This is a genomic window from Nonomuraea sp. NPDC049684 (genome assembly GCF_044465345.1).
Classification (GTDB): Bacteria; Actinomycetota; Actinomycetes; order Streptosporangiales; family Streptosporangiaceae; genus Nonomuraea.
In genome coordinates this window covers 383,683-400,591 of record NZ_JBITLO010000005.1, presented here as the reverse complement: position 1 = coordinate 400,591, position 16,909 = coordinate 383,683, and the positions used below count along the sequence as shown (strand labels likewise).

Here is a 16,909-nt window from a genome sequence, read left to right as displayed (position 1 = left end):
TCCCACTGTCGCCGCCGGTGAGTGCCGGGCGCTGGCGGCCTTCGGACCTCTCGTTGCCGGGCCGGTCAGGAGCGCGGCACGAGCCTGATCGTGGCGGCCCGCGCCTGCCCGCTGACCACCGAGTCCACGATGCTCTCCGGGTAGTGGCGGTACTTGGCCCGGTACGCGGCGTCGATCCGGTCGTTGAGCTCCTGGTCGGCGTCGGCGAACGTGACGCCCTTGTCGACGCCCCCGGCCTGGATCCGGCCGCGCCCGCGCTCCTGGGCGCCGCGGAACCAGGTGCCGTCCCGCCCGTTCACGGCCCGGACGTACAGGTCGTCGCCGAGGCGGACGACCCAGATCGTCACCGGGCGGCGCAGCTCGCCGTCGCCGCGCAGGGACGCGATCTGCAGCTCCTCGGCGGCGGCGATCCGGTCGAGCTCGTCGTTCGTCCAAGCAGTCATGGTGGGGGCCTACCCGGAACCGGTCGGCCGCGCCGGCGGCCATCGTCCGTAGTTGGTAAATCCGCCGGTCAGGGGAGGTAGCCGGCGCGCCTGGCCGAGACCACGCTCTCCATGCGGGTGTGGGTGCCGAGCTTGCGCATCGCGCTGCGCAGGTAGCTCTTGACCGTCTCCGGCTTCAGATCGAGCCGCCGGCCGACCTCGGCGTTGCCGCAGCCGACCGCGACCAGGGAGAGCACGTCGAGCTCCCGCGGCGAGAGCGGGTTGGCCGGGACGGGAGCGTCGTTCGGCGAGGTCAGCCGGTCGCAGACGCCCTGCAGCCGCTCGCGCAGCACCGGGTCGGCGACCTCCTGGGCGATCGAGCGCAGCTCGGCGTGCGCCTCGCGCAGTTGCTCCCATTCGGGGCCGGCGGGCCGTTCGCGGGCGGCGCCGGTGATCGCGGCCGTCTCCAGGGCGGCCACCCGCCGCTCCACCTCCGCGCGTACGGCCAGCTCGACGCCGAGCCGGGCGGCGATCTGGTTCATGCCGTCGAGGACGCGGGTGCCGAGCGGCAGCGGCTCGCGGACGCCGCCGTAGAGCAGCCCGTAGACCGTCTCGCCCACCACGACGGGGACGGCCGCGATCGCCCGCAGGCCCTCCGCCGCCACCGGTCTGTCGTATTCGTGGCTGATGCGGGCGTCGGTGACGTAGTCCTCGACGCTGCCCGGCCGGGCGGTGACCAGGACCCGGCCGCCCAGGCCGCTGCCGGTGTGGATGGCGAGGCCGCGCAGCACGTCGGTGCGGACCCCCGCCAGCTCGGTGAGCCGCACGGCGCCGCCCGGGGCCGAGACCGCCCCGCCGAACAGGACGGGCAGCCCGACGACCTGCCGCATCCGGGTGAGGGCGGCCCGCAGGAGCACGGCGGCCTGCGGGGCCAGGGCACTCGACGGAAGATGTGTCACCGCCATGTCACCAGCATGGCACGCGGCCGGCGTCCCGCGGCTACCCCTGAACGGGGGTAGCGTGCCGCACCGCCCTGGCGGATGCTTCGGGCATGGGTGACTCACTGCTCTCCTACGCGTCCGGCGTCTCCGCGCTCCCCCTGCTCGGCGAGACGATCGGGGAGAACCTGGAACGCGCCGCGGCCCGGTACGCCGGCCGCGAGGCGCTGGTCGAGATGGCGAGCGGGCGGCGCTGGACGTACGCCGAGTTCGACGCCGCGGTGAACGAGGTGGCGCTCGGCCTGCTGGCCAGGGGCATCGCCAAGGGCGACCGGGTCGGCATCTGGGCCCCCAACTGCGCCGAATGGGTGCTGACGCAGTACGCCACCGCCAAGATCGGCGCGATCCTGGTCAACATCAACCCGGCCTACCGCGCCCACGAGCTGGACTACGTCATCCGCCAGTCGGGCATGCGGCTGCTGGTCAGCGCCGTCGAGCACAAGACGAGCGACTACCGCGCGATGCTCGCCGAGATCGGCTTCACGCAGGTGGTGTTCATCGGCGAGCCCGGCTGGGACGAGCTGGTCGAGACAGGCCGCCGCGCCGACCCCGCCGCACTGCGCGCACGGGCGGCCACGCTGTCCTTCGACGACCCGATCAACATCCAGTACACCTCGGGCACGACCGGCTTCCCCAAGGGCGCGACGCTGTCGCACCACAACATCCTCAACAACGGCTACTTCGTCGGCGAGGGCGTCGGCTACACCGAGGACGACCGGGTCTGCCTGCCGGTGCCGCTCTACCACTGCTTCGGCATGGTCATGGGCAACCTGGGCGCGACCTCGCACGGCGCCTGCGTGGTGCTGCCCGCGCCCGGCTTCGACGCCGAGGCCACGCTGCGGGCCGTGGAGGCCGAGCGGTGCACCTCCCTGTACGGCGTGCCGACGATGTTCATCGCCGAGCTGGGCCATCCGCGCTTCGCCGACTTCGACCTGTCGTCGCTGCGCACCGGCATCATGGCGGGCTCGCCGTGCCCGGTCGAGGTGATGAAGCGGGTGATCGGTGAGATGCACATGAGCGAGGTGGCGATCTGCTACGGCATGACCGAGACGTCCCCCGTGTCGACGATGACCCGCCGCGACGACGGGCTGGTCCGGCGCACCGAGACGGTCGGCCAGGTGATGCCGCACCTGGAGGTGAAGATCGTGCACCCGGAGACCGGGCTCGCGGTGCCCCGGGGCGAGCCGGGCGAGCTGTGCACCCGCGGCTACTCGGTGATGCTCGGCTACTGGAACGAGCCGGACAAGACGGCCGAGTCGATCGACGAGGCCCGCTGGATGCACACCGGCGACCTGGCCACCATGGACGCCGAGGGCTACGTCAACATCGTCGGCCGGATCAAGGACATGGTCATCCGCGGCGGCGAGAACGTCTATCCGCGCGAGGTCGAGGAGTACCTCTACACCCATCCCGACATCGCCGACGTCCAGGTGATCGGCGTCCCGGACGAGAAGTACGGCGAGGAGCTGATGGCCTGGATCGTCATGCGCCCCGACACCGAGCCGCTGACCGCCGAGGCGATCAGGAGCTTCTGCGCCGGCCGCCTGGCCCACTACAAGGTGCCCCGCTACGTGCACCTGGTCAACGGGTTCCCGATGACGGTCACGGGCAAGATCCGCAAGGTCGAGATGCGCGAACAGGCCGTCACCCTCCTGGGGCTCCACCCGTGACCCGCTGAACCGCGGGCGGCGCGGGCGCGTACCTCCGCGTGTGCGCTGGAAGCAGACGTCGCTCGCGCCTGGCCCGGCCGAGGGCCCTGTGGGAGCATGTGGGGACCGCGCCCGCCGCGAACGGCACGGGCGGCGCGGCCGGGTTCCTGGCCTCCGACGACGTGGCGGGTCGGCATGAGAGCTTCTGCCCGGACCTACGCCGTGTTCGCGGTCGGCGTGGGCGTCCTGGTGCTGGTCGCGGTGCTGCGCTTCGGCGGCGGCGCCGGCACGGTGGAGGTCTTCGGGCTGCCCACCGCCGGTCCGGTCACCGACTGGGGGCTGCCGCTGGCCCGCCTGGCCCTCGACCTGTGCGCGGTGGCGTGCGTCGGGACGTTGCTGGCGGCGTCCGTGCTCGCCCCGGCCGGCTCGCCGGAGTCGGCGCGGTGCCTGCGCGCGGCGGGCTGGTGGGCGCTGGGGTGGGCGGTCGCCGCCCTGGCCGGTTACGTGTTCACCCTGTCCAGCTTCATCCCGATGCCGGTGCAGATCCTGCTCGCCGAGCCCGGCATGCTCGACTTCGGCACCTCGCTCCCGCAGACGCAGGCGCTCCTGGTGGTGCTGGTCACGACGTTCGCGGTGGCGGTGGCCACGCTCGTGCGCCGGCTGCCCGCCTGGGCGCCGCTGGCCGTGGCGGCGTTCGGGCTGCTGCCGCCCGCCTACGTGGGCCATGCGGCCTCGGCGGCCGACCACGACATCGCCGTGTCCGCGCTGATGGCCCACCTGCTGGGGGTGTCGGTGTGGGTGGGCGGCCTGGCCGCGGTGCTGCTGCACTTCCGGCGCTCGGCCGACCTGCGGGTCGTGCTGCCCCGGTTCAGCACGATCGCGCTGTGCTGCTTCGCCGCCGTCGCCCTCTCCGGCGTGGTCAGCGCGTGGGTGCGCCTCGACACCGTGTCCGATCTGTGGCTGAGCCGGTACGGCCTGCTGCTGCTGGCCAAGGCCGCCGCACTTGCGGTGCTGGCCTGGTTCGGCCGGCGGCACCGGCTGCGTACCGTGGCCGGCGTGGCCGACAGGGGGGTGCGGGGCACGTTCGTCCGGCTGGCCGCGGGCGAGGTGATCGTGATGGTGGCGGCGACCGGGCTGGCCGTCGGCCTCTCGCGCACCCCGCCGCCGCCCGGCGCGGGCGGCGGGCACGACCATCCCGTCCTGGAGTACGCGCTCGCGCCCTTCTCGCCCGGCGCGCTGCTCAGCGAGGTGCGCTTCGACCCGCTCGTCCTGCTGCTGCTGGCGTTGCCCGCCGCCGGTTACCTGGCCGGTCTGCGCCGGGTGCCCGGCTGGCCGGTCCTGCGCACGCTGTCCTGGCACGCCGGGCTGGCCCTGGCCGCGGTCGCGCTGTTCGGCGGCGTGGGCGGGTACGCGCGGGCGATGGCGTCGGCGCAGGCCGTGCAGCACGTCGTGCTCGCCGTCGTCGCGCCGCTCCTGCTGTGCGCGGGCGCGCCGCTCACCCTGGCCGCGCGGGCCACCGGCCCCGGCTCCCAGTACGGCCCGCTCGGCGACCGCGCCCCCGGCCGCCGTCTCACCCGTCCCGCGCTGGTGACGGCCGCCGTCCCGGTGCTGCTCCTGCTGCTGTACGGCACGCCGTGGCTGCCCTGGTCGCTCGCCGGGTACGCGCCCCACCTGCTCACCATGGCCGTGTCCGCCGGGGCCGGCCTGCTGGTCGCCTGGGCGGTGCTCGACCTCGACCCGCTGCCCAGGCCGTTCCCGTGGGCCGCGCGGGTCCGGGTGCTGGCGGTGGCCGCCGTCGCGTACCTGGGGCTGGGGACGTACCTGCTGGCGGGCCCGGCCGTCGCGGCTGAGTGGTTCGCCCTGGCGGCCCCGCCCGGGGTGCCCGACCCGCTGGCCGACCAGCGCGTGGCCGGGGCGGTGTTCCTGCTGGCGCCGCTGGCCGCCTACGCGTTCCCGGCCGTACGCCTGGCGCTGCGGCGGCAGGCCGCCCGCGCGCGGCGGCCCCGGTCCGTCCTACACTCATCCCCTATGGGCGATCTCCCGGTCTACGACGTTGTCCTGCTGCCGCCGCACGACGTCAACGCCGAGGCCGTACGGCTGAGCCGGCGTTGCGCGGAGGCCACCGCGACCGAGTTCGTCCTGCGCGAGGACGGCCTCTACCCGCACATCTCGCTCTACATGGCCAATTTCACCCCCGACCAGCTCGAAAAGGCCGTCGCGCTGCTGCGCGACCTCGGCCGCCGCACCCCCGCGACGCTCCTTGAGGGCGAGTCCTTCGCCGCCAACGAGCAGGGCATGGTCGAGCTGTTCTACCGGAAGACGGACGCGATCACCCGCCTCCAGGAGGACGTCGTCGCCGCGCTCAACCCGTTGCGCACGGGCCTGCGCCACCGCGACCCGGTCGGCCGCGTGCTGGCCGACCACCGGCTCACCGCGCCGCCCACGGCCCGCGCCAACCTCGACCTCTACGGCTACGACGAGATCGGCGACCTGTTCCGCCCGCACATCACCCTCACCCGGCTCCAGCACCGCGACCACCCGCTCGACCTGGGCCTCCTCGGCACGCCGTCGGCCTTCACCACCACCTACCAGGCCCTCGCGCTGTGCGTGATGGGCGAGCACGGCACCTGCACCGAGATCGTCGAGACCTTCACCCTCGACACCGCCCCCGTCACCCCGACGGCCTGACCGCCCCGGCCGACGACAGCCTGCGGGCCAGCTCGCGGCAGCGTTCCCCCAGCTCCGGCGGGTCGAGCACCTCGAAGTCGTGGCCCAGCGCGACCACGTGCATGAGCACGTAGTCGAGGCTGCCCGAGCCGCTGACCAGCTCGCACCGGTCGCTCCCCCGCTCCCGCACGACGGCCGCCGACGCGGGGACCTGCGCGCGCACCGTGGCGGCCGGGGCGTGCAGGAGGAAGCGCGCCTGGTGCGGGTAGGCCCGGCTCGCCACGCCCTCCTGCACGTACGCCGCCGCGTCCGGCGCCGGGCGCGGCCGGAACCGGAAGGTGCGCGCGGCCACCCCGGCCATCCGGTCCACCCGGAAGCTGCGCCAGCCGTCCCGGTCGAGGTCGTAGGCGAGCAGGTACCAGCGCCGGTCGGAGGTCACCAGCCGGTACGGCTCCACCCGCCGCCGTCCCACCTGCCCTCCTGACGGGTAGTCGAAGCCGGCCTCGACCTCGTCCCGGCAGGCCCTGGCCAGCGTCATGAGCACCTCGGGATCGACCGGCGCGCGCCCTCCGCCGAACGACTCCACCACCCCGGACAGCGCGCGCACCTCGTGCCGGAGCCGGGCGGGCAGCACCGCGTCGAGCTTGGCCAGCGCCCGGATCGCGGCCTCGCCCGCGCCCGCGACCGCGCTGTCGGCCCCGGCGAGCAGCGACACGGCGGTGGCGATGGCCTCCTCGTCGTCGAGCAGCAGCGGCGGCAGGTCCTGGCCGGGCCCGAGCCGGTAGCCGCCGCCGATGCCCTGGCCGGCGTGCACCTGGTAGCCGAGCGCGCGCAGCCGTTCCACGTCACGGCGGACCGTGCGCGAGGTGACGCCGAGCCGTCCGGCCAGCTCGGGGCCGGTCCAGACCTGACGCTGCTGCAACAGGCCGAGCAGGGTCAGCACCCGCTCGGTCGTGCCCCGCTCCGCGCCGCCCGCCTCGTCCATGCCGCCACCTTGCCAGAAAGCGGACCGATCCTGTCCGCCGATGGGGTGATCGTGTCTCCATGGACGCACACACACTCGACTGGAACCGCGCGTTGCGCGAGCAGTGGGAGTTCCACTGGAACCACCAGCTCCGGGCCCGGCTCGACGGCCTGACCGACGAGGAGTACTTCTGGTCACCGGTGCCGGACGCCTGGAGCGTACGGCCGCGCGGCACCTCCACGGCGCCCGTGCAGGCCGGCGCGGGCGGCCACACGATCGACTTCGCCTTCCCCCAGCCGGCGCCCCCGCCCTTCACCACGATCGCCTGGCGGCTCGGCCACGTCATCGTCGGCGTGCTGGCCGCCCGCAACGCGGTGCACTTCGGGGGGCCGCCGGCCTCGTACGAGACCTGGGAGTACGCCGGCGGCGCGGCGGCGGCGCTCGACCAGCTCGACACGGAGGCCGAGCGGTGGCTGGCGGGCGTGCGCGACCTCGGCGAGGACGGCCTGCGAGCCCCCATGGGCGACGGGGAGCCCTTCCCTGAGGCCCCGATGGCCGACCTGGTCCTGCACGTCAACCGCGAGCTCATCCATCACCTGTCGGAGGTCTGCCTGCTGCGCGACCTCCACCTCCACGCCCACCGCCCCTGACCCCAGACGTCGTTTCCTACCCTCTCCCCATGAGCACCGACATCTACGGCTTCATCGAGGCCCGTCACCCGCTCGCGCACGAGGACTGGTTCGACGGCGACCCCTGGACGGCCGTGTCCATCCCCCTGTATCCGCTCTACGACGGCCGGGACCACGAGTCGTTCTCCTGCCTGTTCGGCATCCGCGACCGGCTGGGGTGGCCGCCGGTCGCGGCCGGTCGCGGGCTGCCGGACGACGTGTCGGGACCGGTCCGCGCCGACTACGAGGACACCGCCCGCCTCGACCCCGCCGTGCACGGGTGCACCTGGGTCTCCTGGGCGGAACTGCGCGACGTGGACCTGACGGCACGCCCCGCGACCGGGTCCGCCCCTATGACCCGCCTCGACGTGCTGGGGCCGGGGACCGGGTGGGCGCCCGTCTTCGGGGTGATGCGGGCGCTGGCGCGCCGGTTCGGGGCCGATGGCGTGCGCCTGGTCGTCTGGTTCGACTGAGCGCCCGCATGGCCCCCGGGCCGCCGTGCCGGCCGGTTCGTCCGGCCCGGCCGCCCAGGCGACGTGCGCGTCCGGGCCGGCCGGCCAGGCGACGTGCGCGTCCGGGCCGGCCAGCCAGGCGACGTGCGCGTCCGGAGGGATCAGCAGCACGTCGGCCGGGCGCTGGTCGGTCTTGGCCGTGCGCACGTCGACCCGGTCCCGCAGGGCGTGCATCGGCGGGTCGGTCAGCCGGGTGAGATCCAGGTGCACCCCGTCATAAGCCCCGATCGGGCCGCCCAGACCATGCCGCACGCCGCCATGCCCTTGAAAGTCGCCCTAGCCGCTCACCCAAGGGACGGCGACCACCTGATCGTCGTCTTCGTAGATGATCCTTCCGGGATCCGCCGATTCGAGGCGTACACACTCCACATCGTGCGCGGCGAGGATCGCCAGATACCCCGGCACCCGCTCGACGTGCCGACCGGCCGACGCCTTGAACCACGCCGCCGCCGCCGGGTTGACGTCACGCCGGTAGACGTCGGGATCCACGGTCGTCGGGTCGGTGAAGTTGGCCTCGTACCAGGCGTTGTTCTCGCGCCTGAAGGCCTCCTCCTCATCCGAGAGGAGACCCTGTTCGGCGAGGTTGTTGACCAGCCCGAACACGCCCGGGTACGTCCCGCGGCCGTTCGGGGTGGGGCTCTGGAACCGCACGAACACCGGCGCTCCTCGCTCTCGGCAAAACAGGCGTTGACTGACAGTAAAAACCTGCCTACTGTGAGTGCTCGACATCACAGAACTCATCGAGAAGGTGAAGCTCATGCTCAGACGAGTCGAATCCGACCGGTGGCAGGAAGCGCTCGATGTCAACCCCCTCTACAACGGGCTGGTGCCCGAGGGCGGCGTGCCCCGCTTCAAGATGCCGGCCAGCCCGATGAACCCCAGCGCGGCCCAGGCTCTCATCCGTGACGAGCTCCTTCTCGACGGCAACGCCCGGCTCAACCTTGCCACGTTCTGCACCACCTGGATGGAGCCGCAGGCCCGCGAGCTCATCGCCGAGACCCTCGACCGCAACATCGTCGACCACGACCAGTACCCGCAGACGGCCGACATCGAGGCGCGCTGCGTCAACATGCTCGACCATTTGTGGAACGATCCAAACGGCGTCAGCGTCGGCTGCTCCACGGGCGGCTCCAGCGAGGCGGCCATGCTCGGCGCGCTGGCGATGAAGTTCCAGTGGCGCGCGCGGCGCCGGGCGGCCGGGCTGCCCGTCGACCGGCCCAACCTCGTGATGGGCACCGCCGTCCACACCTGCTGGCCGAAGTTCTGCCAGTACTGGGACGTCGAGCCGCGCTGGATCCCGATCGAGGAGCCGGCCTACACGCTGTCGGCCTCCCGGCTCAGGGAGTTCTGCGACGAGAACACCATCGGCGTCGTCGGCGTGCTCGGCTCCACGCAGTGCGGCAAGTACGACCCGATCGAGCAGATGTCGGCCGAGCTCGACCGGCTGGAGGCCGAGCGCGGCCTGAAGATCCCGCTGCACGTCGACGCGGCCGTGGGCGGTTTCATCACCCCGTTCCTGGAGCCCGACCGGGTGTGGGACTTCCGGCTTCCTCGGGTGCAGTCGATCAACACCTCGGGGCACAAGTTCGGCCTGGTGTACCCGGGCGTCGGCTGGATCGTCTGGCAGGAGCCCGACGCGCTGCCCGAAGACCTGGTGCTCTCCTGCGACCTGCTCGGCGGCAACATCGACACCTTCACGCTCAACTTCTCCCGCTCGGGCGCGCCGGTCGTCGCCCAGTACTACAACTTCCTGCGGCTCGGCTTCGACGGCTACCGCGCCGTCCAGCAAACCTGCCGCGACGTGGCGACCTACCTCGGCGACGAGATCGCCAAGCTGCCCGAGCTCTCGCTCATCGCCGACGGCTCGGAACTGCCGGTGCTCGCCGTCCGGACCGCGCCGGGCTTCGACGGCTTCACCGTCTTCGACCTGGCCGAACGGCTGAAGATGCACGGCTGGCAGGCCCCGACGTACTACCTGCCGCCCAACCTGGAGCACATCGCCGTCATCCGCTTCGTCATCCGCAACGGCTTCAGCCAGGACATCGCGGCCAAGCTGCTGGCGAACCTGCGTACCGAGGTCGAGTACCTGCGCGACAACCGGGTCCCGCGGCCGAGGACGCCCGCCGAGCAGCCGGGAGTGCCGACCGGCAGATGAGCCGGCGGTCCCGCTGAAGGGCGATCCCCAGGACGACCTGGGGGTCGCCCTTCTCGTTGGCAGCCGTCCATGCCGCACAGGGGATATGTGGTCAGATGTCCGGATCATGAGGACGTCATGAGCGATCGGTGATCGCGTCTCTGGTCCGCGTACGCGCAGGCCAGCAGGCTTGTCCTCATGACGGACGTGGTGCGGTTGGACGCCGTGAGCAAGGTGTACGGCAAGGGCCAGGGCGCGGTGGCGGCCCTGCGTGAGGTGTCGGTGGGCATCCCGCAAGGGTCGTTCACCGCCGTGATGGGCCCCTCGGGGTCGGGCAAGAGCACGTTCCTGCACTGCGCGGCCGGGCTGGACGTGCCGTCGTCCGGCTCGGTGCGGCTCGGCGGCACGGAACTGTCGGGCATGGACGAGACCGGCTTGACCGAGCTGCGCAGGCAGCGGATCGGGTTCGTGTTCCAGGCGTTCAACCTGATCCCGGCGCTGGACGTCGTCGAGAACATCACACTCCCCCTGCGCCTGGCCAAGGCCCGCGTGGACCGCGCCTGGCTGGCGGAGATCCTGCGCAGGGTCGGCCTGGAGGGCCGGACCGGGCACCGGCCCGCGCAGCTCTCGGGCGGCCAGCAGCAGCGGGTGGCCATCGCCAGGGCGCTGGTCACCAGGCCGGAGGTGGTGTTCGGCGACGAGCCCACGGGCGCCCTGGACACGATGACCGCCCGCGACGTGCTGCGGCTGCTGCGCGAGGTGGTGGACGGCCTGGGCCAGACGGTGGTGATGGTGACGCACGACCCGGTCGCCGCCTCCTACGCCGACACCGTGCTGTTCCTGGCCGACGGCCGGATCGTGGACGCGATGACCTCGCCGACCGCCGACAAGGTGGCCGAGCGCATGACCAGGCTGGGAGCGTGGACGCGATGATCACCTTGGCGTTGAGGACGTTGCGGCACCGGAAGGCCGCCTTCGCGGGCGCGTTCTTCGCGCTGCTGTGCGCCGCCGCGCTGGTGTGCGCGTGCCTGATGCTGCTGGAGACCGGCCTGCGCGGCGGCGTCGCCCCCGAGCGGTACGCCGGCGCCCCCGCGATCGTGGCCGCCGACCAGTACGTGCGCCAGACCGTCGACAAGGGCGACGGCGAGAGCAAGACCAAGGCCAAGCCCCTGACGGAACGCGCCTGGCTGCCCGAGTCCGTCGTGGCGGCGATCCGGGCCGACAAGGTGGTCCCCGAGGTGACGTTCCCCTTCGGCGGCTTCACCGGGCACGGCTGGGAGTCGGCCGCGCTCACCCCGTTCACCATCGCGAAGGGACGCGAGCCGAGGTCGGCGGGCGAGGTCGTCGTCGACGCGCGGGCCGGCCTCGACGTGGGCGCCGAGCTGCGCGGGCACCGCGTGGTGGGCGTCACCGCGCAGGCGCTGCCGAGCCAGGACACCGTGTTCTTCAGCACCGCCGAGGCCCGCCGCCTGGCCGGTCACCCCGGCCGGGTCAGCGCGGTCGGCGTGTTCCCCGGCCTGGACCGGGCGCCCGAGGGCGCGGTGGTCTACACGGGCGACGAGCGCGGCAGGCTGGAGTTCCTGGACGCCGAGCAGGCGCGGGTCAAGCTGATCAGCATGGGCGGCGCGCTGGCCGGCACGTCGCTGCTGGTCGCGATCCTGGTCGTGGTGGGCACGTTCGCGCTGTCCATCCAGCAGCGGCAGCGCGAGCTGGCCCTGCTGCGCGCCGTGGCGGCCACCCCCCGGCAGGTGCGCAAGCTGGTGGGCGGCGAGGCGCTGCTGGTCGCCGGGGCGGCCGGGGTGCTGGGCGCGGCGGCGGGCATCGGGGTCGGGTTCTGGCTGCGCGCCCAGTTCGTCTCGCTCGGGACGGTCCCCGCCAACCTCGGCCTGGTGGTCAGCCCGTTCCCGCCGCTGGCCGCGCTGCTGGCCACGGTGGGCGCCGCCTGGGTCGCGGCCCGCGTGTCGGCCCGCCGGCTGACCAGGATCCGGCCGGTGGAGGCGCTGGGCGAGGCGGTGCTGGACAGCGGCAGGGTGGCCCGGTGGCGGCTGGTGGCCGGGCCGCTGGCCCTGGCCGGTGCGGTGACGCTGACGGTGGTCCTGTCGAACCTGCGTACCGAGGCGGCGGCCACGCCCGTGACGATGCTGACCGCGCTGGTCTGGACGATCGCGCTGACGCTGCTCGGGCCGGTGGTCGCGCGGGTGGCCGCGGCGGTGCTGTCGGTCCCGCTGCGGGCCTCGCGGGTGGGCGGCTTCCTGGCCGCGCGCAACCTGCGCGCCAACTCGGGGTCGCTGGCCTCGGTGCTGTCGCCGCTGACCCTGATGATCGCGATGACCTGCACGATCCTCTTCGTCCAGACCACGATGGGCCACGCCGCGCAGGAGCAGGCCGACGGGGGCACCCGCGCCGAGTACGTCCTGACCGGCGTCTCCGCCGCCGCGGCGGCCCGGGTTCCCGGCGTCGAGGCCGTCACCCCGGTGCTGCGCACGACCGTCCGGGCCGGCCTGGACAAGTACGGCGCGCAGGCGGTCACCTACGACGAGCGCACGATGGACCTGGGCATCGTCGCCGGCTCGATGAAGGACGTGGCCGTCAGCTCGACCGCCGCCGAGCGGCTGGGCATCGGGGTGGGCGACCCGCTGAAGCTGACGCTGGGCGACGGCACCCCGGCGACGGTGACGGTCAGCGCGGTGTACACCCGCGGGCTGGGCTTCGGCGACCTGACGTTGCCGTACGAGCTGGTGGCGGGCCACGTGGACGACCCCGCGGCGTCCCTGCTGGTCAAGGCGCCAGGGCTGACCGTGGACGCCCTTGCCGGGGCGCTGCCCGGGGCGTCGGTGCTGGAGCGGGCGCGGGCCGCCGAGGTGAGCGCGTCGAACCCGCAGGCCACGTTCGTGGCGCTGGGCCTGATCATCGCCTTCACCGCGATCGCCGTGGTCAACACGCTGGCCATGGCCACCTCGGCCCGCTCGGGTGAGATGCGCGCGCTGCGCCTGGCCGGCACGACCCGGCGTCAGGTGCTGCTCATGCTGCGGCTGGAGACGCTGGGCGCGGTGGCCACCGCGGTCGTGCTCGGCACCGGGGCCGCGCTGGTGACGCTGGCCGCCTTCGGGTCGGGGATGACCGGGTCGGCGGTGCCGTACGTGCCGGTGGGGACGTACGCGGCGGTGGTCGGGGCGGCGGCCGTGCTGGCCCTGGCGGCCACCGCGCTGCCCGCCCGGCTCACGATGCGCTCGGCCGCCTGAGCGAGACGGTCAGTCCACCGGGAGCAGCGTGCCGAGGGGGCCGAGGTCGAGGTTGAGATCGGCGGGCGTCAGCCCGAACCGGTCGCACAACTCGGCCATGGCCTCCTCCAGCCGCATGAGGGTCAGCCCGACCGCCTCAAGCTGCTCCCCGGTCAGGTCGCCGTTGTCCATCCGCCGGACGCACTGGCGCTCCACGAGCTGGCGGATCAGCTCGACCAGCGTCAGCACGAGACGGCTCAGGTCGTGCTGCACCGAGTCGGCGTCCGTCTCCAGCCGCCACTCGCCGGGTTTGGCCACCCGTCCGTCAGTCGGGCTCGTCATGTCGCATCCCTCCTTCGACCGCGTCGCCCTCGCGCACGCTGACCAGCAGGGCCCGCAGGGAGATCCGCACCAGGTCGATGCCGGAGATGGACAGCACGAGGTCGCCGGTCACCACCGCCCCGCCCGCCAGCAGGCGGTCGAGCAGGTCGACGAGCGCCACCCGCTGGTCGGGCAGGCGGCCCTGGGCGGCGAGCCGGGCTCCTCTCGGCTCAGGAGGCGTCACCGTAGGCCGCCTCACCGTCCTGGTCGAGGGCGGCGAAGGAGTAGGGCGCCCACGGGCCGACCAGCTCCACGGAGACCCCTTGCCCGGCGACCTCCTCGATCACCTGCGCGAACTCGGCGGCGCGGTCGTCGTCCACCAGGTAGGCGCCGTTGAGGACCATCTGCTCCCGCCGTCCGGACAGCTGCGGGTCCTGGGCGCGGTGGCATCTGCCGACGACGGCGACGTCCATCAGCGCCTCGTGCACGGACCGGGCGCGCTCGGCGGCCCTGCGCCAGTCGGCCTCCCGGCTGCGCAGGGCGGCCCGGCGGCGGTTCAGGTAGGCCGCCCCCGGAGACGCGTCCGGCGTCGCGCCCTGCGGCCCGGCCTCCGGCTCGGCCCCGCCGGGAACGGCGTACGCCTTGACGCCCCACTCCCGCCGGCCGGCCACCCGCGCCAGCACGGCGTCGAACTCGTCGTGCCGCTCGTCGAGAAGCTCCCGGACCTGCGCCTCTGCCGTGTAGACGGTGACCAGCCGCACCGGCGCCGTGGGCCTGAGGGCGGCGACGGCCTCCACCACCCGGTGGTGGGTGCGCGCGGTCTCCTCCAGCCAGGCGAGGTCCTCCATCGAACGGCGCAGCGCCTCCTCGCCGAACTCCGCCAGCGAGACCGTGCTGAGGAACGCGGCCAGCCCCCCGTACGTCAGACGGCGCACGGGCGCGCCCGCCACCCCCGCCAGGCCGTCGGGCCCCTCGCCCTCGTCGCGGGTGACCGCGTAGAGGTAGACGCCCTGGTCAGTGGCCACGCTCGACCGCCTCAGGCGCGTGCCCGGTCGCGGCGCCGCCTTCCACCACCCGGGCGGACACCATCTCCTCAAGGGCCGCCAGACGGCGGCGCAGCTTGCGGTTCTCCTTCGCCAGCTCCTGGGTGTCGCCGGTGAGCCACGGGTCGTGCTCCCACCAGTCGATGCCCATCTCGCGGGCCGTGTCGACCGAGGCGATGAGCAGGCGCAGCTTGATCGTCAGCAGCTCGATGTCGAGCAGGTTCACCTGGATGTCGCCGGCGATCACCACGCCCCGGTCGAGCACCCGTTCCAGGATGTCGCCGAGGTTGGCCGACTCGCGGCCGCCGTGGGAGGCCGGCTGGTACGAGGCCCCGGGCATGTACGGGCTCGGCCGCACGTTCGCGCTCACCGCGAGCCCTCGGCGAGGTCGCCGCTGCCGCGCTTGTACCGGCGCACCCGGCGGTAGGACAGCAGGCCGCCCGACATGTCGAGTTCGAGCTCGTACAGGGCCAAGGTGTCGCCGGAGGACGGGATCCGGCGGTCCTCCACCATCTCCACGCCGACCAGCCACCCGTCCTCGGCCGGCTCGACCAGCGTGACGCTCTCGGCCTCCTTGCCGGTCAGCTCGGTCATCATCCGCAACCCGACCCCGGCCACCTCGGCGGCCGGCATGTCCGCCGGACGCGTACGCGGCGGACCCTCGCCGGTTTCCGCATGCCTTGTCCCCGGCACGCGCTTGTGTTCGGTCTCCTGCCTGGCAGGCACCACATCACCCCCGTACTCCCCCTGGTGCGGCCCCCCGCTAGCGCCTCACCAGCCGACCATCCCGCGCAAGATCTCCTCCACCGCCCGGTCCTCCTCCTCCGCGGAGATCCGGCCGTCGGCCCTGGCCTGCTCCACCTCCTCCAGGCGGCGCCGGACCACGGCCGGGTCGTGCAGCTCGCGCTCGACCTGGTCGCGCATGAGCTCGCCGAGCTTGACGACCGCGTAGAGCGGCATGAGTGGCCAGCCAAAAAGCAACGTCCCCAGTCCCAAGGATGTTCACTCCTCCCGGGCGCCCGCGTCCGTGCCGGCGCGCTCAGCTCGTGCCGACGAAGTCGTACGGCGCCATCGGCCCGAGCAGCCGCAGGTCGACGCGTCCCGACCAGCGGCCGGCCAGCTCGTCCACGGCCTGTTCGAACTCGGCCCGCCGGTCGCTCGCCACCAGCGCGGCCACGTGCGCGGCGTCCCGTTCGTGGGAGGGCTCGCGTACGGCCAGCTGTTCGCAGACGTCCGAGAGCTCGTCCACCACCGTCGCGGTGTCGGCCTCGCGCTTGTCGGCGATCGTGCCCTCGATGATCTCGCCGAGCCGCATGCGCTCGTTGCGCGTCGCGTCCTCAGGGCGGCCGGTGATCTGCTGCCGAAGACTCGCGGCCTCGCCGTTCTCCCGCAAAATCTCGGTCAGGATCGCGCGCTCGTCGTACCGGCCGTTGATGACGTACTGCGTCCGGCCCTCCACCTCCTGAAGGGCGTCGGCGAACTGGTCGTGGTACGGCTTCAGCAGCTCCTCCACCACGGCCTCGGAGTCCGTCAGCACCGCCCCGAAGCGGAACGGCAGCACCGGCACCTCCGCCGCGGTCTGGTCGAGCAGCCGCTGGTGCGCCTGGAGGTCGCGCGGGCGGCCGAGCGGGCGGTCCGGCTCGACGTCGCTCACCAGAGCGGCGATCTGGCCGAACGGCACCAGCCGCACCTCCCCGCCCGGGTCCCCCACCCCTTGGGTCCCGGGCTCCACCTCGACGTCCATCGGTACGATCCCGTACACGTAGGACGCGTAGCCGTTCATGCTCGCCTGCGCCCTGTCCTCGGACCCGGCGGCCTCCGCGGCCTCTCTGTGTGGCGACATCTCAGCCATCCTCTCTACGACGTGCCCGGCGCGGCTCTTCCTCGCGGTCCACGACCTCCCCCGTGAGCTCCTGCAGCTCGTCGGGCTCGTCGGACGCGGCCTCCAGCTCCCCGGCGTCAGGCTGGCTCGCCTGGCCGACGGATCTGGCCGCCGTCACGCCCTCGACGACCTCCGGCAGGCCCTTCTCGGTGGCCGACAGGTCGAGCCGGTTGGCCGCCTCCGCGAAGCGCAGGTACGTGTCCACGCTGGCCACGACGATCCGGGTGTCGATCGTCAGCACCTCGATGCCGACGAGCGAGACCCGGACGAAGGCGTCGATGACGAGGCCCTTGTCGAGGATGGTGTCGATGACGTCCGCCAGACTTGTCCCCGCGGTGCCGCTGCTGGCCGGTGTACCGCGACCGGCAGGCTGAACGGTCATGTCGTTCCCCCTGGTTCTGGGTGGCCCGGCCTTCGGCGACAGGCCC

Annotated in this window: 18 protein-coding genes and 1 pseudogene; 7 read left to right on the top strand and 12 right to left on the bottom strand. The window is 73.4% G+C overall.

Annotated features, from left to right (window positions below; translation table 11 throughout):
* Positions 1–65: 65 nt before the first annotated feature.
* Entirely contained in the window at positions 66–443 is a 378-nt protein-coding gene (locus ACIBST_RS19065; RefSeq protein WP_358289818.1) for a DUF2255 family protein, read from the bottom strand.
* Between the two features lie 68 nt (positions 444–511).
* On the bottom strand, positions 512–1,387 hold the full coding sequence (locus ACIBST_RS19060; protein ID WP_397173142.1) for a LuxR C-terminal-related transcriptional regulator: 876 nt from the start codon (positions 1,385–1,387) through the stop codon (positions 512–514).
* 86 nt (positions 1,388–1,473) lie between these two features.
* Between ACIBST_RS19060 and ACIBST_RS19055 the strand changes: the two genes are divergently transcribed.
* Both ACIBST_RS19055 and ACIBST_RS19050 read left to right on the top strand, forming a co-directional pair.
* A complete protein-coding gene (locus ACIBST_RS19055; protein WP_397173140.1) occupies positions 1,474–3,090 on the top strand; it encodes an AMP-binding protein in 1,617 nt (538 codons plus the stop codon).
* 174 nt (positions 3,091–3,264) lie between these two features.
* Positions 3,265–5,757 carry a bifunctional copper resistance protein CopD/cytochrome c oxidase assembly protein gene (locus tag ACIBST_RS19050; protein WP_397173139.1) on the top strand — a complete coding sequence of 831 codons (2,493 nt, stop codon included), beginning with the start codon at positions 3,265–3,267 and terminating at the stop codon, positions 5,755–5,757.
* Here ACIBST_RS19050 and ACIBST_RS19045 read toward each other — a convergent pair.
* Positions 5,741–6,721 (bottom strand): helix-turn-helix transcriptional regulator, encoded by a 981-nt coding sequence (locus ACIBST_RS19045; RefSeq protein ID WP_397173137.1) that lies wholly within the window; start codon positions 6,719–6,721, stop codon positions 5,741–5,743. The two genes, ACIBST_RS19050 and ACIBST_RS19045, sit on opposite strands and share 17 nt — an antisense overlap.
* 59 nt (positions 6,722–6,780) lie before the next feature.
* Here ACIBST_RS19045 and ACIBST_RS19040 point away from each other — a divergent pair, with 59 nt between their 5' ends.
* Positions 6,781–7,350 carry a DinB family protein gene (locus ACIBST_RS19040; RefSeq protein ID WP_397173135.1) on the top strand — a complete coding sequence of 190 codons (570 nt, stop codon included), beginning with the start codon at positions 6,781–6,783 and terminating at the stop codon, positions 7,348–7,350.
* A gap of 29 nt (positions 7,351–7,379) precedes the next feature.
* A complete protein-coding gene (locus ACIBST_RS19035) occupies positions 7,380–7,841 on the top strand; it encodes a hypothetical protein (protein WP_397173134.1) in 462 nt (153 codons plus the stop codon).
* Positions 7,842–8,156: 315 nt separating this feature from the next.
* Here ACIBST_RS19035 and ACIBST_RS19030 read toward each other — a convergent pair whose 3' ends face one another.
* Complete coding sequence (locus ACIBST_RS19030; RefSeq protein WP_397173132.1) at positions 8,157–8,639, bottom strand: hypothetical protein; 483 nt, start codon at positions 8,637–8,639, stop codon at positions 8,157–8,159.
* Between ACIBST_RS19030 and ACIBST_RS19025 the strand changes: the two genes are divergently transcribed.
* The 3 genes from ACIBST_RS19025 to ACIBST_RS19015 all read left to right on the top strand — a co-directional run bounded on the left by ACIBST_RS19025 (position 8,638) and on the right by ACIBST_RS19015 (position 13,256).
* Positions 8,638–10,035 (top strand): glutamate decarboxylase, encoded by a 1,398-nt coding sequence (locus ACIBST_RS19025; protein ID WP_397173131.1) that lies wholly within the window; start codon positions 8,638–8,640, stop codon positions 10,033–10,035. The two genes, ACIBST_RS19030 and ACIBST_RS19025, sit on opposite strands and share 2 nt — an antisense overlap.
* Positions 10,036–10,212: 177 nt before the next feature.
* A complete protein-coding gene (locus ACIBST_RS19020; RefSeq protein ID WP_397173129.1) occupies positions 10,213–10,947 on the top strand; it encodes an ABC transporter ATP-binding protein in 735 nt (244 codons plus the stop codon).
* On the top strand, positions 10,944–13,256 hold the full coding sequence (locus tag ACIBST_RS19015; RefSeq protein ID WP_397173544.1) for an FtsX-like permease family protein: 2,313 nt from the start codon (positions 10,944–10,946) through the stop codon (positions 13,254–13,256). The genes ACIBST_RS19020 and ACIBST_RS19015 overlap by 4 nt, the downstream gene beginning before the upstream one ends.
* Before the next feature lie 9 nt (positions 13,257–13,265).
* Here ACIBST_RS19015 and ACIBST_RS19010 read toward each other — a convergent pair whose 3' ends face one another.
* The 8 genes and pseudogenes from ACIBST_RS19010 to gvpJ form a co-directional block, all read right to left on the bottom strand.
* The gene (locus tag ACIBST_RS19010; protein ID WP_397173127.1) at positions 13,266–13,577 is read right to left on the bottom strand and encodes a gas vesicle protein K; all 312 of its coding nucleotides are present in this window, start codon (positions 13,575–13,577) and stop codon (positions 13,266–13,268) included.
* Complete coding sequence (locus ACIBST_RS19005) at positions 13,561–13,800, bottom strand: gas vesicle protein (RefSeq protein WP_358289850.1); 240 nt, start codon at positions 13,798–13,800, stop codon at positions 13,561–13,563. Before ACIBST_RS19005 ends, ACIBST_RS19010 begins: the two co-directional genes overlap by 17 nt.
* Positions 13,787–14,581, bottom strand: a complete 795-nt coding sequence (locus ACIBST_RS19000; RefSeq protein WP_397173125.1) for a GvpL/GvpF family gas vesicle protein — start codon at positions 14,579–14,581, stop codon at positions 13,787–13,789. The genes ACIBST_RS19005 and ACIBST_RS19000 overlap by 14 nt, the downstream gene beginning before the upstream one ends.
* Positions 14,571–14,969 carry a gas vesicle protein gene (locus tag ACIBST_RS18995; RefSeq protein WP_397173123.1) on the bottom strand — a complete coding sequence of 133 codons (399 nt, stop codon included), beginning with the start codon at positions 14,967–14,969 and terminating at the stop codon, positions 14,571–14,573. Before ACIBST_RS18995 ends, ACIBST_RS19000 begins: the two co-directional genes overlap by 11 nt.
* Complete coding sequence (locus ACIBST_RS18990) at positions 14,966–15,292, bottom strand: gas vesicle protein (RefSeq protein WP_397173543.1); 327 nt, start codon at positions 15,290–15,292, stop codon at positions 14,966–14,968. The genes ACIBST_RS18995 and ACIBST_RS18990 overlap by 4 nt, the downstream gene beginning before the upstream one ends.
* Before the next feature lie 78 nt (positions 15,293–15,370).
* Entirely contained in the window at positions 15,371–15,580 is a 210-nt protein-coding gene (locus ACIBST_RS18985) for a gas vesicle protein GvpG (RefSeq protein ID WP_387658189.1), read from the bottom strand.
* Positions 15,581–15,638: 58 nt separating this feature from the next.
* A complete protein-coding gene (locus ACIBST_RS18980) occupies positions 15,639–16,442 on the bottom strand; it encodes a GvpL/GvpF family gas vesicle protein (RefSeq protein ID WP_397173121.1) in 804 nt (267 codons plus the stop codon).
* A 214-nt stretch (positions 16,443–16,656) separates the two neighbouring features.
* Positions 16,657–16,863: pseudogene (gene gvpJ, locus ACIBST_RS18975) on the bottom strand (gas vesicle protein GvpJ); the annotation flags it as partial.
* Positions 16,864–16,909 lie beyond the last annotated feature (46 nt).

Coding starts and splice junctions, on each gene's coding strand:
- ACIBST_RS19015 (WP_397173544.1), top strand. CDS start 10,944: ATGATCACCTTGGCGTTGAGGACGTTGCGGCACCGGAAGGCCGCCTTC.
- ACIBST_RS19010 (WP_397173127.1), bottom strand. CDS start 13,577: ATGACGAGCCCGACTGACGGACGGGTGGCCAAACCCGGCGAGTGGCGG.
- ACIBST_RS19055 (WP_397173140.1), top strand. CDS start 1,474: ATGGGTGACTCACTGCTCTCCTACGCGTCCGGCGTCTCCGCGCTCCCC.
- ACIBST_RS18980 (WP_397173121.1), bottom strand. CDS start 16,442: ATGTCGCCACACAGAGAGGCCGCGGAGGCCGCCGGGTCCGAGGACAGG.
- ACIBST_RS19025 (WP_397173131.1), top strand. CDS start 8,638: ATGCTCAGACGAGTCGAATCCGACCGGTGGCAGGAAGCGCTCGATGTC.
- ACIBST_RS19060 (WP_397173142.1), bottom strand. CDS start 1,387: ATGGCGGTGACACATCTTCCGTCGAGTGCCCTGGCCCCGCAGGCCGCC.
- ACIBST_RS19020 (WP_397173129.1), top strand. CDS start 10,213: ATGACGGACGTGGTGCGGTTGGACGCCGTGAGCAAGGTGTACGGCAAG.
- ACIBST_RS19035 (WP_397173134.1), top strand. CDS start 7,380: ATGAGCACCGACATCTACGGCTTCATCGAGGCCCGTCACCCGCTCGCG.
- ACIBST_RS19030 (WP_397173132.1), bottom strand. CDS start 8,639: ATGAGCTTCACCTTCTCGATGAGTTCTGTGATGTCGAGCACTCACAGT.
- ACIBST_RS19065 (WP_358289818.1), bottom strand. CDS start 443: ATGACTGCTTGGACGAACGACGAGCTCGACCGGATCGCCGCCGCCGAG.
- ACIBST_RS19040 (WP_397173135.1), top strand. CDS start 6,781: ATGGACGCACACACACTCGACTGGAACCGCGCGTTGCGCGAGCAGTGG.
- ACIBST_RS19045 (WP_397173137.1), bottom strand. CDS start 6,721: ATGGACGAGGCGGGCGGCGCGGAGCGGGGCACGACCGAGCGGGTGCTG.
- ACIBST_RS19050 (WP_397173139.1), top strand. CDS start 3,265: ATGAGAGCTTCTGCCCGGACCTACGCCGTGTTCGCGGTCGGCGTGGGC.